Source organism: Streptomyces fradiae (assembly GCF_041270065.1).
Taxonomy (GTDB): domain Bacteria; phylum Actinomycetota; class Actinomycetes; order Streptomycetales; family Streptomycetaceae; genus Streptomyces.
Genome location: NZ_CP065958.1, coordinates 7184857 through 7200271, shown reverse-complemented (window position 1 = coordinate 7200271; position 15415 = coordinate 7184857). Strand labels below are relative to the sequence as shown.

Genomic DNA, 15415 nt, shown 5'->3' with positions numbered 1-15415 from the left:
TTCCCGAGGCGGCGCCCGTGACGCTCACCGACCCGGACACCACCTCCACGGCAGCGCTCACCCGGCGTCTGTCGACCCTCGACCGCTACCTGGCGGTCTGGATCCTTCTCGCGATGGCCGCCGGTCTCGTCCTGGGACGGCTGATCCCCGGGCTGAGTGGTGCTCTCGCCGCGGTGGAGGTCGGCGGCATCTCGCTGCCCATCGCCGTCGGACTGCTCGTGATGATGTACCCGGTGCTCGCGAAGGTGCGTTACGACCGCCTCGACACCGTCACGGGCGACCGCCGGCTGATGGTCTCCTCGCTGGTCGTCAACTGGATCGTCGGCCCGGCGGTCATGTTCGCCCTCGCCTGGGTCTTCCTGCCCGAACTCCCGGAGTACCGCACCGGGTTGATCGTCGTGGGCCTCGCCCGCTGTATCGCGATGGTGATCATCTGGAACGACCTCGCCTGCGGCGACCGGGAGGCCGCCGCCGTCCTCGTCGTCCTCAACTCCTTCTTCCAGGTGGTGGCGTTCGGCCTTCTGGGCTGGTTCTACCTCGACCTGCTGCCGCGGTGGCTGGGGCTCGGTGACGGCCAGGGCCTGGACGTCTCACCGTGGCAGATCGCGCTCAACGTCCTCGTCTTCCTCGGCGTGCCCCTGCTGGCCGGCTTCCTCACCCGCCGGATCGGCGAGCGGAGACTGGGCACGGACGGGTACGAGCAGAAGTTCCTGCCCCGCGTCGGCCCCTGGGCGCTCTACGGCCTGCTGTTCACGATCGTCGTGCTGTTCGCCCTCCAGGGGAGGACGGTGACGTCGCAGCCGCTCGACGTGGCGCGCATCGCCCTTCCGCTCCTGGTCTACTTCGCGGTGATGTTCTTCGGCTCCTTCGCGCTCGGCAAGGCCGCGGGGCTGCCGTACGACCGCACCGCGACCCTCGCCTTCACCGCGGCAGGCAACAACTTCGAGCTCGCCATCGCCGTCGCGATCGGCACGTTCGGCCTCGCCTCGGGACAGGCGCTGTCCGGAGTCGTCGGCCCGCTGATCGAAGTGCCGGTGCTCATCGGCCTGGTCCATGTCTCGCTCGCCCTGCGGAGGCGCTTCGAGCAGACGTGATCTCCTGCGCGGAAACGACTGGTGGGCGGTCGGCGCAACGCGCCGACCGCCCACCGGGAGAGCTGCCGCCCTCCGAACGATCAGCCCACCGGAGCAGGGCTCGGCACCGCCACGGGCGGGTCCAACTGCACCGTCCTGTCGCAGAGCCGCGCGACCTGCGCGGGGTCGTGCGACACCAGCAGGACGGTCCGGCGACCCCGCAGCGCGGCCACGGACTCCTCGACCGTGTTCCGGCTGCGCTCGTCCAGGGCGCTCGTCGGCTCGTCGAGGAGCAGAGCCGCCGGCTCCAGGGCCAGGGCGCGCGCGAGACACAGTCGCTGGCGCTGACCGACCGACAGGTTCTGGGCCGGCGAGTCGAGCCGGTCGCAGACCTCCTTCCACAAGCCTGCCTCGTTCAGGGCCTCTTCGGCCCGGTCACGCAGGGTCTCGCGAGAGGCCCGCATGACGTGCCGGATCCCGAAGAGGGCGTTGTCGAGGATGCTGCCGCCGAACACCACCGGCGCCTGAGGCACGAGCACAACCTTGGTCCTCAGGTCGGCGTCACCCTTCCGGGGTGCGATCGGGCGTCCGAGGACTTCGAGGTGCCCGTCCCGGGTGAGCCCGGCGGGAAGGAGGTCGACGAGCGCGCGCAGCACCGTCGACTTGCCGGCGCCCGACGGCCCGCAGAGGCCGGTGGTCGACCCCTGCTCCAGGCCGAAGGAGACGGGTCCGACGAGGGTCTTCTCCCGGTCCCGCACCCGGAGTTCTCGTACAGCGATTACGTGGTCCATCGCTCCCCCTCGAAGCGGTTGCGCAGCGCGACCGCCACGCAGAGCAGTACAGCCGTGATGAGTACCAGGACCAGCGCGCTGCCCCACGCCTGCGAGACCGCCAGCGGGTCGCCCGAGTCCTGGGACAGGTTGAAGATGTGCGTGGGCAGGGCCTGCACGGGAGCGTTCACGATCCCGCTGGGCAGCGCCGGCGCGCCGAAGACCACCGTGGCGGTGAACAACAGCGGTGCGGTCTCCCCCGCGGCACGGGCGAGGCCGAGCAGGAGCCCGGTGAGCGTGGCCGGCCAGGCGTACGGAACGACGACGGACCGGATGTACTGAGCGCGCGAAAGGCCGAGCGCGAGCGCGCTCTCGGTCATCTCCGCAGGCATGCCGCTGACCCGTCCTGCCGTGGTGAGCGCGACCACGGGTACGACCACCGGCACGAGCACGATGGCACCCGCCAGCCACGACCGGCCCCAGCCCATGGTGCTGCAGATGATCACGAACCCGGCGAGGCCGAGGAGGATGGTCGGCGTCCCGCCCACCACCACGGTCACCGTCTGCAGGACGCGTGCAGCGCGGGCGGAGGCGTTGACACCGAGCAAGATGCCCGCCCCGAATCCCAGGGGCAGTGACATGAGCCCCGTGGTCACGACGAGAAGGAGTGTGCCGAGGATCTGGTCACTCACCCCGCCGCCGGACGAACCGACCGCGGACGTGAACCAGAACGACGGAGCGAAGGCCGCGCTCCCCCGTGTCACAAGGACGGCGAGCATGGCCACGAGCAGCGCGCCGGGCAGAAGGAGCGCCCCCACGCGCAGCAGCCCCACGGCCTTGTCGAGCTCCCCGCGCATCCGCGACGACTGCCGCTTCCGGCTGCCCCGCATCGCGGAACCGGGGCCCGACGTGCGGCGGATGCCCCACACGGTAGCGGCGGCGACCAGAGCGAGGAGGATCAGGCCCAGCCCGCAGATCGCAGCGAAGTAAGGGCCGGAGGTTCCTGCCAGAACCGGCTCCGGTCCAGCCAGCTTGGTGGTGAGCGTCTGCCCGGGATGGACGAGCGAGTCGAGCAACTCGTCGAACGACGTGGGCAGCCTTCCGTCAGCCCTTCCCACGACCAGGAAGACTGCGATCGCCTCGCCGAGCGCCCGGGCGAGACCCAGGAGCACACCGGCTCTCATCCCCTGGCGGGCCTGTGGCAGGACCGCCGACCGGACGACTTCCCGCCGCGTGAGTCCCAGGGAGTAGGCGGCTTCGCGGTACCGGTCCGGGACGGCGGACAGGGCGTCCACGCTCACGGCCACGATGGTCGGCATGATCATCACGGCCAGGACGATCCCGGCCGCCAGGAGGCTGTCGCCGCCCGGCACATCACCCATCCACGCGATGAAGGGGCGCACCGCCATGATGCCGATGAGTCCGTACACGATGGAGGGGACGGCCGCGAGGAGCTCCACGCTCATGCGCAGGGGCCGGGCGAGCCGGGGCGGAAGGTACTCGGAGAGCGCGATGGCCCCCGCCCAGCCGACCGGCACGGCGAGCACCAGCGAGATGAGGCACACGACGGCCGAGCCGTAGATCATGGCCAGTCCGCCGAAGACGGAGTCGGTCGGACTCCACATCGGTTCCGCCAGGAGGCCGATCCAGTCGACCGTGCCGCTGAGCACGCCGGCGCCGAGGTAGCCGAGGAGCACCAGCATGACGCCGGCGACGGAGACCGTGCCGGCGCCCACCCAGGCCCACACCCACCGGGAGGGGTGCGGGCGAAGTGACGCTTCCGGTGCGGCGGGCTGCCGCACCAGTGTCTTCGCTGTCACCTGCTACTTCCCGATTTGCTTGAGAGTGAGGTAGCCGTGCTTGGTCAGAAGCGGCTGCCCCTTGTCGGAGAGGATGTAGTCGATGAACTTCTTCGCGTCGCCCTTCGGCTGCCCGTTGGTGAGCATGTAGAGCGGGCGGCTCATCGGGTACTTGCCGGTGGCGACATTCTCCGACGACGGGGCGATTCCGTCCAGGGTGACGACGGCGAGCTTGTCGCGCCCCTCGACGAAGCCGGTCGACAGCGGAGCGACAGCGCCCGGCGTCGATTCGAGCTTGTTGCGGGTCTCCAGGTTGCCGCCCACGATCGCGTAGTTGCCGGAGCTCGGCGGCGGCGGGGGCTTCTCCCCGTGGTACAGGTACTTGTCGAGCACCTCGCGGGTACCCCGCCCGGGCTCCTTGTCGTACACGAAGACCGCCAGGTCGGGGCCACCGACCTGCTTCCAGTTCGTGATCTTCCCCTCGAAGAGGCCCTTCACCTGGTCGACGGTCAGGTTCTTGACCCCGGCGTCCGCGACCTGCTTGCTGATGATGACGCCCACGGCGTCGGAGCCGATCTGCGTGGTGACGTAGTCGGTCTTGGGGCTGGCCGCCTTGTCCTCGTCGGACACCGGCTTCGAGCTCAGCGCGATGTCGATCTGCCCGGCCCCGAGCTGTGAGATCCCACCGGCCGAACCGCCCTGCGTGGCAACGGTGATGTTCAGCCCCTGCGCCTTGAGCGCCTCGGCGGCGTCCGCGGCGACGGGCGCCACCGTGGTGGACCCGCTCGCCTGCAACGCCTTCCCCGCGCCGCTGCTGGCGTCGGCGTTCGCACAGGCCGTCGTGAGCGACGCGATCAGGACCGCTCCCGAAGCGAGACAGGCGAACCGCCGCCGGCTGACCAGACCTGCGGACCGAGCCCTCCCCATCGTCAAGTCCTGTGCCTGCGACGGAGATTCCATGGTGCGGGACATGCAGGGTCCTCCCCCAGTCGGTCTCTGATTCGAACGGAATCTAAGCAGCCGGGCGGACGGCTGAAAACCCTCTACCAACTACCAGTTGTACGACTGCCGTTCACATTGCCCCCACTTCTGATACATCTTCCGTTTGCTTGATCGTTCCTTTACGTGGCCCGGGCAAGCCGGACCGAGCGCTCGGGGGACGGCCTGACTGCGGATTACGTAGTCCCCTCCGCCGATCGGTCTACTTGCGGCGGGGCCTCGCCTGTCAGGTGCCGGATCCAGTCCTCCAGCTGCCGGCGCCGGTCCGGGCCGAGGTCGGCGAAGAAGTGGGCGTCGTTGCGGTCGGCGATCTCGGCGAGGCGCGGGGCCAGGTCACGGCCGGTCTCGGTGAGCGCGAGGCGCAGCGTGCGGCGGGAGGCGGGGTCCGGCTCGCGGGTCATCAGGCCCTTGGCGGCCAGCCGGTCGACCAGGCGGGAGACCGCCCCGGCGTCGATGCCCAGGTACCGGGCCACCTCCCGGGTGGTGGTGGCGTCGCCGCGGTGGACGGTGATCAGGACCCCCCACTGGGAGACGGTCACGCCGTGCTCGGCGAGCTCCCGCTCGAACCGGCCGTGGACCTCGTCGGAAAGCCGCCGGAGCCAGTAGCCGAGATGATCGCGCAGACCGCTGGTGGAAGCTGCCACTCCTCAAGCGTTGACGACCAGGCAACTGTTGTCAAGACAACACTGCGCCCGCGGCGGGCCCTCGCCCAGGCGGCGGTGAGTGGGGCCGCGAGGGCGGTACGTACACGCTGACCCCGGAGTGAGCGGTTCGACCGGGCGGCGGCGGGTATCCGCGAGGACGGATGGGTGAGCGCGGGGCCGGTGGCCCTCGGGCGAATGTGCCCATCGGAGGGTGAGGACCATGACCGAGCCGCTCACCGTGTCGCACCAGCTCATCGCGGCGCACCTGGTCGACGGCCGGATGGCGCCGGGAGAGGAGATCGGGCTGCGCGTCGACCAGGCCCTCTGCCAGGACGCCACCGGAACGCTCGTGATGCAGGAACTGGAGGCGCTCGGCCTGGACCGGGTGCGCACCGCGCCGAGCGTGCAGTACGTGGACCACAACATCCTGCAGGCCGACGAGCGCAACGCCGAGGACCACCTCTTCCTGCGCTCCGCCGCCCAGCGCTTCGGCCTCTGGTACTCCAAGCCCGGCAACGGCGTCTCCCACCCCACCCACATGCAGCGTTTCGGCGTCCCCGGCGCCTCCCTGGCCGGCTCCGACTCCCACACCTGCGCCGCCGGCGCGCTCGGCATGCTCGCCGTCGGCACCGGCGGGCTCGACGTGGCCCTGGCGATGGCCGGTGAGCCGCTGTACCTGCGGATGCCGCGCATCTGGGGGATCCGTCTGGAGGGCGAACTGCCCGACTGGGTCAGCGCGAAGGACGTCATCCTCGAACTGCTGCGCCGCCACGGCGTCAAGGGCGGCCTGGGCCGGATCCTCGAGTACCACGGCCCCGGGCTTGCCACGCTGACCGCCATGGACCGGCATGTCATCGCCAACATGGGCGCGGAGCTGGGCGCCACCACGAGCGTGTTCCCCGCCGACGAGGCGGTACGGCGGTTCCTGCGTGCGGAAGGCCGCGAACAGGACTTCCGCCCTCTCACCGCCGAACCCGGTGCCCCGTACGACCTCACGGACGTCGTCGACCTGTCCGCCCTCGAACCGCTGATCGCCGCCCCCACCTCCCCCGGCAACGTCGTCCCGGTCCGGGAGGCGGCCGGCACCCCGATCAGCCAGGTGGTGATCGGGTCCTCCGCCAATCCCGGACTGCGGGACTTCGCCGTCGCCGCCGCCATGGCGAAGGGCCGCCAGACCCACGGCGGGGTCAGCTTCGACGTCAACCCCAGTTCGCGCGAGACCCTCCAGGACCTGACCCTGACCGGCGCCGTCTTCGACCTGATCGCCGCCGGGGCCCGGATCCACCAGGCCGGCTGTCTCGGCTGCATCGGCATGGGCCAGGCCCCCGCCGCCGGCCGCCACTCCCTCCGTACCTTCCCCCGTAACTTCCCCGGCCGTTCCGGGACTTCGGACGACTCCGTATGGCTCTGCTCGCCGGAGACCGCCACCGCCTCGGCCCTCACCGGAGAGATCACCGACCCCCGGGCCTGGGCCCTGCGTGAGGGCGTCCCGCCGCCGCACCTCGACCTGCCCGAACACGCCTCGGTCAACCGCGCGATGCTGGAGCCCCCGCCGCCGGCCGAGACCTCCGCCGCCGTGGAACTCGTGCGCGGCCCGAACATCTCCGCGCTGCCCGACCTCGACCCCCTGCCGGACACACTCGACGGACCGGTGCTGCTCAAGACCGGCGACAACGTCTCCACCGACGAGATCTCACCGGCCGGAGCCAAGGCCCTGCCCTACCGCTCCAACCTCCCCAGGCTCGCCGACTTCACCTTCACCCGCGTCGATCCCGACTACCCCGAGCGCGCCCGGCGCACCGGGGCCCACCTCGTCGTCGCGGGCGACAACTACGGCCAGGGCTCCTCCCGGGAGCACGCGGCGATCACGCCCCGCCTGCTCGGCCTGCGCGCCGTACTCGCCCGCTCGTACGCCCGCATCCACTGGCAGAACCTCGCCAACTACGGCGTCCTCCCCCTCGAATTCACCGACCCGGCGGACTACGACCGGATCAGCCAGGGCGACGAACTGCGCCTCACCGGTCTGCGCAGCCGACTCGGCGACGCCCAGGACGCTCCTCTGCTGGTGCACAACACCACCAAGGACGAGGACTACCGCGTCACCCACCACCTCACCGCACGCCGGCGGACCGCCGTCCTCGCGGGCGGCGTCATCCCGGCCGTGGCGGCGCGCCGGTCGGCACCCACGACCGGCTGACGGCGATGAACGGCTCGGTGCGGATCGGACACGTGCTCGGCGTACCGCTGCGCATCCACTGGTCGGTGCCCCTGCTCGTCGGCCTCTTCGGCTACAGCCTGGGGGCGCAGACGCTGCCCGCCTGGCTGCCGGGCCGGTCCAGCGCCGTGTACACGCTCGCCGGGCTTGTCGGGGCCCTGCTGCTCGTCGGGAGCCTGCTCGCCCATGAGGCCGCGCACGCCGTCCTCGCCCGGCGGAGGGACATCCCCGTCCAGGACGTCACCCTGTGGGCGCTGGGCGGGGTGACCCAGATGGGGAAGCCGCGTACGGCCGGCGCGGCCTTCGTGGTGGCCGCCGGCGGGCCGCTGACGAGTCTGGTCATCGGCGGAGCGGCGCTGGGCGTGGGCATCGGGCTGGACGCGCTGTTCGGCTGGGCGGTGCCCGCGGCGGTCCTGGTGTGGCTGGCGTGGGTGAACTTCCTGCTCGGAGTGTTCAATCTGCTGCCCGCCGCGCCCCTTGACGGCGGGCGTGTGGTGCAGTCCGTGATCTGGTGGCGCACCGGAGACCGGGACCGGGCCGAACGGGCGGCCGCACGCAGCGGCCAGGTGCTGGGCTTCCTGCTGATCGCCGGGGGCTGGGTGCTCGTGCTGCGCGGCGCGCCGGGCGGCCTCTGGTCGATGCTCATCGGTTTCTTCGTCCTTGTCGTCGCCAACATGGAGCGCCGCCAGGCGGGAATGGCGGCGGCCCTGCACGGCGTACGGGCCTCCGAGGCCATGTCGAGCCCCGTGGAGACCTGTCCCGACTGGCTCACCGTGGAGCGCTGTGTCGACGACGTGGCGATGCGGGCCCGCCATTCCGCCCTGCCCCTGCTCGACCTGGAAGGCCGCCCCAGCGGCCTGGTCGACCTGTCGCAGTTCGCCAGGATCCCCGCGGAGCAGCGCGGGACCTCGCGGGTACGGGACGTCGCGACCCCGCTCGCTCAGTGCACCACCTGTGCGCCCGACGCCTTCCTGGACGACGTCCTCGACAAGGCGCGCCCGAGCAGAGGCGGCCTGCGGATCCTCGTCGTCGAGGCCGGACTTCTGGTGGGCATCATCACCGCACGTGACATCACCCGGCTCGTCCAGCGCCACGCACTGCGCGGTCCGGAGACGTGATGCGTCACGGTGACTCGGCGTGCCAGTCGCCGTAGTCCTCCACCGTGTTCGAGATCAGCTCCAGGAGGGCGTCGGCCCGGGCGCGGTCCTCGGTCTGGGCGCGCAGGGCCTCGTCGGCGGCCCGGAGGCGGGCGAGGGCGGCCGGGTCGCCGTCGGTGATGTCGTCGAAGAGGGGCTGGGTGACCAGGTCGACGCAGTCGCTGAAGAGGCGACGGGTGGCGGCGGCGGGCGGGGCCGGGTCGGGGGCGGCGTAGCCGGTGGTCAGGTGGCGGGCGGGGTCGGTCAGGGTCCAGCCGACGACGGTGCCCTGCTGAAGGAGGAGGGTCAGGTCGGGGGCGATGCCGATCCGTGCGTCCAGCGGGGTGTCGAGGACGTCGAGGTCCCGCAGGCAGATCAGCTCGGCGTCTCCGGGGGTACGGCACAGGGCCGTGCACATCTCCAGGTGGCAGTCCTTGGCCTCGTCCGCGCGCAGTCCGCCGGGGCGGATCTCGGGCAGGACGGGGAGCCGCGTGGTGGTCTCCGCGTACGCCGAGGTGTAGGGGAGTTGGAGCTCCACCGCGACCAGGTCCCGGCTCTCCTTGTCGAAGCGGAGGATGTCGGGGGTGTCCCAGAGGAAGTGCATGCTGCCGAACGTGGCCGAGAAGAAGAACCGCTCGCGCTCCTCCCGGTCCGTGTAGGGGCCGACGACCACGGAGCCGGTCCCCAGGCGGGGGGTGGGAGACAGCGGGGTGTCCGTCACCGTCGCGGTCCAGCCGTCGTTCAGGGTCACGTGCATCTGGTGCCTCGTCATTTGATCTGTACCGCCGGGGGCATGTTGCCGTTCTTGCCGGGAATCCTGCCCTCCACGATGTCCTCGTGGGTGATGGGCCGGCCGATGTCGGTGGCCTTGGCGCCGTTGCCGACCGCCGTCGCGCCGGATTCGCCGAGGACGCCGGAGGGTCCGTAGGCCGTGATGGCCTGGCCGGCCTGCGAACCGACGCCCTTGGTGACGACGACGTCCTCGCCCTGCCGGAAGATCAGGTTTCCGGAGCCGCCCGTCGACTGGTACACGGCGTCCGGCTTCTTGAGGATCTCCAGGACCCGTTCGTCGGTGAAGCCGTGCATGGTGTCGCCGTGGTAGTCGGGGTGCTTGCGGAGCTTGCCGTCCTCGGCCCGTTCGATGACACCGTCGGCGGCCTTGATCGCCCGCTTCTTGGCCTTCTCCTCCTTGCAGTCGGGCGCCAGGCCCAGCGGGTCGCAGCCCGCGTACGGGTTGTCGACGTAGCCGACGGGGTTGGGGGCCGGGGCGAGGCCGAGGGGGTCCGGGGAGGCGTAGCGGGCGGTCTCGGGGTCGTAGTGGCGGAAGAGGTTGTAGTGGAGGCCGGTCTCGGGGTCGTAGTACTGGCCGGGGAAGCGCAGCGGGGTGTAGGCGCTGCTGTCGCGGGACCAGGCGGTGGTGCCCCAGAGGGTGCTGCGGGTGTGCCAGGCGACGGTGCCGGTCTCGTCGACGAGTTCGGTGGGGGTGCCCACGAGGTCGGTGGCGATGGCGAAGAAGCGGCGGTCGATCTCGTCCTGCCGCTCGTCGGCGGTGAGGATGCGTTCGGTCTGGGCGAGCGGGACGACGTCGCGGTGGTCCCAGGTCAGCGCGACGGTGTGGGGGCTGTCGGGCCGGTGGGTGGTCTGTTCGCAGAGGGTGAGGCCGTCCCAGGTGAAGCGGACCTCCTCGACGACCGTGTCGGTATCGGTGTCGGTGTCGCCGGCAGCGGCGGCGAGGCGCTGCTTGGCGGTGCGGCGCCCCAGCGGGTCGTAGCGGTAGCGCCAGCGGGTGCCGTCGGGAGTGGTGACGGCGGTGAGGCGGTTCTCGGTGTCCCAGGTGTAGCGCCACGTGTCGGGCTTGCGGGAGAGGCGGGTCTTCTGGCGCAGGGTGATCCGGCCGAGGGCGTCGTGCTCGAAGCGGACGCCGCCGGCGCGGATGACCGAGGTGCCGGAATAGGCGCGCGGGCCGGTCGCCTCGTGGCCGGGGTGGGTTTCCGGCCAGTCGGCGGCCGTCTGGTTGCCTGCCTCGTCGTACGCGTACCGCTCGGTCCAGCCGGCGGCGTGCACGGCGGTGATCCGGCCGAGCGGGTCGAGGTCGAAGCGGCGGTTGCCCGACAGGCCGTCGGTGATGCCCGCCAGGCGTCCGTCGGCGCGGTAGGCGTAGGCCCGGCTGTTGACGGCGCGGGGGCCGGCGGTGATGTGCTGGGCGGCGAGGCGGCCGTGCTCGTCCCAGGCGGAGGCCAGGGTGAGGCTGCCGTCGAAGACCCGGGCCAGTTCCCGTCCGTCGGCGTCGTGGGCGAAGGCGACCGACCGGCCGCCGGTGGTGAGGCGCTGCGGGAGTCCGTCATCGTCGAAGGCGTACGAGGTGATGTGGCCGGTCGGGGTGGTGCGGCGGATCCGGCGGCCCAGGTCGTCGTAGGCGTAGACGATGGGGCGGCCGTCGACGAGTTCGGTCTTGACCCGGCCGGCGCGGTCGTACTGGTAGCGCAGTTCGGTGTCCGGGCCGGCCGCTTCGAGGAGGCGTCCGGCCCGGTCGTACGCGTAGGTGGTCGTCCGGCCGTCGACGTTCTTGCGCACCACCTGGCCGAGCGGGTCGCGGGTGAAGGCGATGGTGCCGCCGAGCGCGTCGACGCGTTCGGCGAGGCGGCCGGCGGCGTCGGTCCGGTAGGTGAGGGTGCGGCCGTCGAAGTCGGTCTCGGACCGCACGTTGCCGACCGCGTCGTAGGCGTAACTCCAGGTCAGCCCCTGGGGGTTGGTGACCCGGGTGAGCCGCATGTCGCGGTCGTGCTCGAAGGTGTGGCGGGTGCCGTCCGGGCGGGTGGTGGCGACCGGGAGGTCCATGGGGCCGTACTCGTAGCGGGTGACGGCGCCCAACGGGTCGGTCTCGGTGAGGCAGTTGCCCTCGCCGTCGTAGGTCCAGGTCCGCGTGGCGCCGCCGGGGTCGGTGCGCCGGGCGAGCTGTCCGTCGGCGGTCCACTCCAGCTCGGTGACACCGCCCGCCGGGTCGGTGACGCGCAACTGGCGTCCGAGGGAGTCCCGTTCGGTGCGGGTGGTCGCGCCGGTCGGTTCGGTCACGGCCACGACCCGGCCGGCCGCGTCGCAGACCACGCGGGTGGTGCGGCCGAGGGCGTCGGTGACGGAGGTGAGCCGCCCGGCCTCGTCGTAGGCGGAGTGGGTGGTGTTGCCGGTGGGGTCGGTGACGGCAGTACGGTTGCCGCGCTCGTCGTACGCGTAGGTCGTCCGGGCCCCGTCGGCGGCGACGACCTCGGTGGGCAGCCCGAACGGGCCGCGTACGAAGCGCAGTTCGGCCCCGTCGGCGCGCACCGCGGAGACGAGCCGGCCCTCGTCGTCGTAGCCGAAGGTGGTGGTGGCGCCCAGCGGATCGGTCCGGGAGAGGACGTTGCCGTCGGGGTCGTGGCGGTAGCGGGTGGTGTGGCCGAGGGCGTCGACGGTGGCGAGGATCTCGCAGCCGGGGCCGACGAGGTGCCGGGTGACGGCGCCGCCGGCGGTGGTCAAGGTGGTGGTGCGGTGGCCGGTGGCGGCGTCGGGCTCGGTGTACGCGAGGGTGAGCTGGACGTGTCCGGCGGCGCCGCCCTCGGCGACGACGCGGTCCCGGTCGTCGTAGGCGTAGTCGTAGCGGTGCCCGTTGGAGTCGGTCCAGGCGATGACCCGTCGGCGTTCGTCGTACTGGAAGGCGGTGGCGGCGCCGGACGGGCGGGTGACGGTGGTCAGTTCGCCGTCCTCGTAGCCGTACGCCATGAGGGGCAGGTCCGTGCCGCCCGGGCCCGCACCGGCGAGCGCGAGCGCGGTGATCCGGCCGTCGTCGGTGGTGAGGGTCAGGCGGTGGCCGGCGGAGTGGGCGAGGGCCAGGGGCAGGCCGTCGTCGGCGCGGTCGACGGTGACGGTGTGGCCGTTGCGCTCGGTGAGGCCTGACAGCCAGGCGGTGCCGTCGCCGCCGGGTTCGGCGCCCGCCGGGGCGGCGAAGCGGCGCACGAGGCCGGTGTCGGGGTCGGCGAGCGTGTAGTCGCCGTCGGCCTCGCGGGCGAGGACGCGGCGGATCCGGCCCCGGCCGGGGTGGGTCGGGACGCCCGGGACGGGGTGCGGATACGAGACGAGGAGGCCGTCGGCGGTGACGTGGAGGACGCCAACAGCGTCGATCTCCAGGCGTTCGTCGACCGTGGACGACCAGGCGGCGCCGAGGAAGCGGCCGGTCGCCGTGCCGGACTCGGTGCGCCGGGAGAACACCAGCGGCAGGATGCCGGGGATCTCCACATCGGTCTGCGGCAGGAACATGCGGCCGGTGGCGAGGTCGACCGGGTCGGTGCCGTCGGTGCAGCGATCGTCGTCGGGGCGCTTGTGGGTGCCGTCGGGGGCGTCGTCGACGAGCCTGCGCAGACGGGCGGCGTCGGCGGCGTCCTCGGCGATCCGGATGCCCTTCACGGCCGCGCCGCCGCCTCCGGTGGCGGCGGTCAGCGCCAGGTCGGGGATCAGCCGGCCGAAGCCCTCGGCCGGGTCCTTCATGAAGTCCTTGACCATCTGCGTGCCGGTGCCGACCGGGTCGTTCGCGGCGACGACGAGACCGGCGGCGAGGCTGTTCAGGGACATCGCGTACTCGGCGGGATGGGTGAGGTTGTACGGGTCCATCGGGTTGACCGAGCGGACGAAGTTCACGATGCCCGCGGTGCCCTTGATGATGCCGCCGCCGACATGGTCGCCCATGATCTGCAGCTCTTCGGCCCCGTCGCGCAGCTGCTCGGAGTACGAGGGCTTCTCCGGCGCCATGTCACGCGCCGCCCGTACCGCCGAACGCGCGGTCTCAGCGGCCGAGTTCCGCTGCTTGCGGGCCTCGGCGAGGATGTCCTGCGCCTCCTTCATCAGCTTCTTGCCCGGGTCGTCGAAGGTCTCGCCGGGCCTGGGCGGGATGGTCGACCGGTCCTGCTTGTCGGCGGGCTGGCTGTTGAACCGCTCGACGGCGTTGTTGTAGTCCTCGACCTTCTTCTTGTGCGCGTCGGCCGCGTCCTCCGACGCCTTGGTGCCCTCCTTCCACTTGTCGATCGCGGTCTGGGCCTGGCCCTGCGCCCAGGTCACGGTGTCCGCGAACGACTCCACCGCGCCGGCGGCCTTCTCGCACGCGTCGGAGGCGGTGAACCACTTCGGCGGCTGGGTGCCGACGGCGGTGCGCAGCGCGTCGGCCGTCGCACCCTTCATCTCCCCCGCGTCCAGGCCCTTCAGGCCGCCGCCGGCGTCGTCGAAGGCCTTCTGGAAGGCCCGCAGCCTGGTCGCCGTCGCGTTGATCTTGTCGGCGCTGCCGTAGATCAGTTTCGTCTTGTCGTCGGTCTGCCCGAGGTCCATCTCGTCGACCTCGGCGCCCAGCCGGTTGGCGACCGAGCGGGACTGCTCGCGCACCCAGTCCGCGCCGGACTCCCAGCCCACGTCCTCGAGCCGGTCGGCGGTCCAGTTGCCCGCGTCCTCGACCCGGTTGCCGACCCACTCGACGCCGTCCTCGACCGCGTCCTCGACCACGTCCGGGGTGATGTCGCTGATGAAGTCCCCGATGCCCACCGTCAATTACCCCCGAAGACGTCCTACCGGTCCCACTTGCCCTACTGCTCCTACTGGTCCTGCTGCTGCGCGCGTTCCTCCGGCGAGGGGCCGAAGGTGTCGTCGAGCGCCTGGTTCCACTCGTTCTCGTCCACGCCGAGCAGCTCGTTGAGGATGCGCGAGCGCTGCCCGCCCTGGCCCTCGGTGAGCACCGTGCGCCCGGTGTCCTTCCAGGTCTGCGCCATCTCGTCGCCGGCCTTCTGGAAGGACTCGGCGCTGTAGTCCGGGTTCAGATAGTCCGGGGTGAAGATGTCGCCCCAGCCCTGCTGGGCGATCTCCTCCTCGCTCGCGTGCGGATTGCCGCCCATGAGCGAGTTGGCGCCCACCTTGAGCGTGCCCGCGATGTACTGGTCGTGCTCCCACTGCGTGCCCGCCGCGAGGCCCAGCCGGTTCGCCAGCTGGCTCGCGTCGCGCACCAGGGCACGCACGCCCCACTCCCAGCGCTCGCAGAAGTCCTCGAAGTCCACGGCCAGGCCGTGGTGACCGGCCTCCATGCCGGTCATCGACAGCTCGGAGAAGCCCTTGCCCATGACCGAGCCGGTCGCGCCGCCCAGGTCGCCGAGCTCGTCGATCGTCGTGCCCACGCCCTTGGTGAACTTGGCGACCGACGCCTTGTCGAGGTGGAGGTCCGCTCCGTCACCGCCGCTCATCGCCGCGCTCCTCCCCTGTCGTCGCACCCGTGTCGACTGCGGCCTCGTCCGGGACGATGCCGGTGACCGGCGGGAAGAACATCGACCCGTCCTCGGTCGCGATGTCCACGGCCAGTCCGGCCGGCTCACCCAGGGACGGCACGATCTCGTCCACGATGCGCGCGCCGAGCAGTGCCGCGTAGTCCATCGGCTCGTCGCCGCGCCCGTGGTGGAGGGCGAACCGGGCGAGCGCCGCCTCGTCGGTGAATCCGCAAATCCACCGCACACCGCCCGCCCGCACCGACCAGAGTCCGCCGTCGGCCACCGGCACGAGCAGCACCGAGCGGCGCATCTCGCCGACCAGCGCGCGGGGGTCGTCGCCGCCCCTTCTGCGCTCCGCGATGCGCTCCGCGAGCGCGGCCCCAGTCCGCTCCACGGTCCCTCCCTGGTCCTCCGATGACCCTGCGATGGCCTGATTGCACCGTAGAGCAGGACGCGCGGCAAGGGCGCGCGGTTCTGGTGAAGATTTGCCCGAGGAACGTTTGCGCAGGT

11 protein-coding genes are annotated in these 15415 nt (G+C 71.8%); 3 read left to right on the top strand and 8 right to left on the bottom strand.

Annotation, left to right across the window (positions count from 1 at the left end):
• Window positions 1-17 precede the first annotated feature (17 nt).
• Entirely contained in the window at window positions 18-1094 is a 1077-nt protein-coding gene (gene arsB, locus JAO84_RS32685; RefSeq protein WP_370416084.1) for an ACR3 family arsenite efflux transporter, read from the top strand.
• Between the two features lie 80 nt (window positions 1095-1174).
• Here arsB and JAO84_RS32680 read toward each other — a convergent pair whose 3' ends face one another.
• The 4 genes from JAO84_RS32680 to JAO84_RS32665 form a co-directional block, all read right to left on the bottom strand.
• Window positions 1175-1864, bottom strand: coding sequence for an ATP-binding cassette domain-containing protein (locus JAO84_RS32680; protein ID WP_370416083.1), 690 nt, complete (start codon window positions 1862-1864; stop codon window positions 1175-1177).
• Complete coding sequence (gene pstC, locus JAO84_RS32675; RefSeq protein ID WP_370416082.1) at window positions 1852-3663, bottom strand: phosphate ABC transporter permease subunit PstC; 1812 nt, start codon at window positions 3661-3663, stop codon at window positions 1852-1854. Before pstC ends, JAO84_RS32680 begins: the two co-directional genes overlap by 13 nt.
• A 3-nt stretch (window positions 3664-3666) precedes the next feature.
• A complete protein-coding gene (locus JAO84_RS32670) occupies window positions 3667-4569 on the bottom strand; it encodes a phosphate ABC transporter substrate-binding protein (protein WP_370416081.1) in 903 nt (300 codons plus the stop codon).
• A 248-nt stretch (window positions 4570-4817) separates the two neighbouring features.
• Window positions 4818-5285, bottom strand: a complete 468-nt coding sequence (locus JAO84_RS32665; protein ID WP_370416080.1) for a MarR family winged helix-turn-helix transcriptional regulator — start codon at window positions 5283-5285, stop codon at window positions 4818-4820.
• Window positions 5286-5505: 220 nt separating this feature from the next.
• Between JAO84_RS32665 and JAO84_RS32660 the strand changes: the two genes are divergently transcribed.
• Both JAO84_RS32660 and JAO84_RS32655 read left to right on the top strand, forming a co-directional pair.
• A complete protein-coding gene (locus JAO84_RS32660; RefSeq protein ID WP_370416079.1) occupies window positions 5506-7482 on the top strand; it encodes an aconitate hydratase in 1977 nt (658 codons plus the stop codon).
• A 5-nt stretch (window positions 7483-7487) separates the two neighbouring features.
• A complete protein-coding gene (locus JAO84_RS32655; protein WP_370416078.1) occupies window positions 7488-8618 on the top strand; it encodes a site-2 protease family protein in 1131 nt (376 codons plus the stop codon).
• 4 nt (window positions 8619-8622) lie between these two features.
• On the opposite strand, the gene JAO84_RS32650 is transcribed toward JAO84_RS32655, so the two are convergent.
• The 4 genes from JAO84_RS32650 to JAO84_RS32635 are packed head-to-tail and all read right to left on the bottom strand — an operon-like array spanning window position 8623 to window position 15299.
• Window positions 8623-9408, bottom strand: a complete 786-nt coding sequence (locus JAO84_RS32650; RefSeq protein WP_370416077.1) for a hypothetical protein — start codon at window positions 9406-9408, stop codon at window positions 8623-8625.
• Window positions 9405-14195, bottom strand: a complete 4791-nt coding sequence (locus JAO84_RS32645) for a putative T7SS-secreted protein (RefSeq protein WP_370416076.1) — start codon at window positions 14193-14195, stop codon at window positions 9405-9407. The genes JAO84_RS32650 and JAO84_RS32645 overlap by 4 nt, the downstream gene beginning before the upstream one ends.
• A gap of 50 nt (window positions 14196-14245) precedes the next feature.
• Window positions 14246-14884: a hypothetical protein gene (locus tag JAO84_RS32640; protein ID WP_370416075.1), complete on the bottom strand. Its 639-nt coding sequence runs from the start codon at window positions 14882-14884 to the stop codon at window positions 14246-14248.
• Window positions 14871-15299, bottom strand: a complete 429-nt coding sequence (locus JAO84_RS32635; protein ID WP_370416074.1) for an SseB family protein — start codon at window positions 15297-15299, stop codon at window positions 14871-14873. The genes JAO84_RS32640 and JAO84_RS32635 overlap by 14 nt, the downstream gene beginning before the upstream one ends.
• Window positions 15300-15415: the final 116 nt, after the last annotated feature.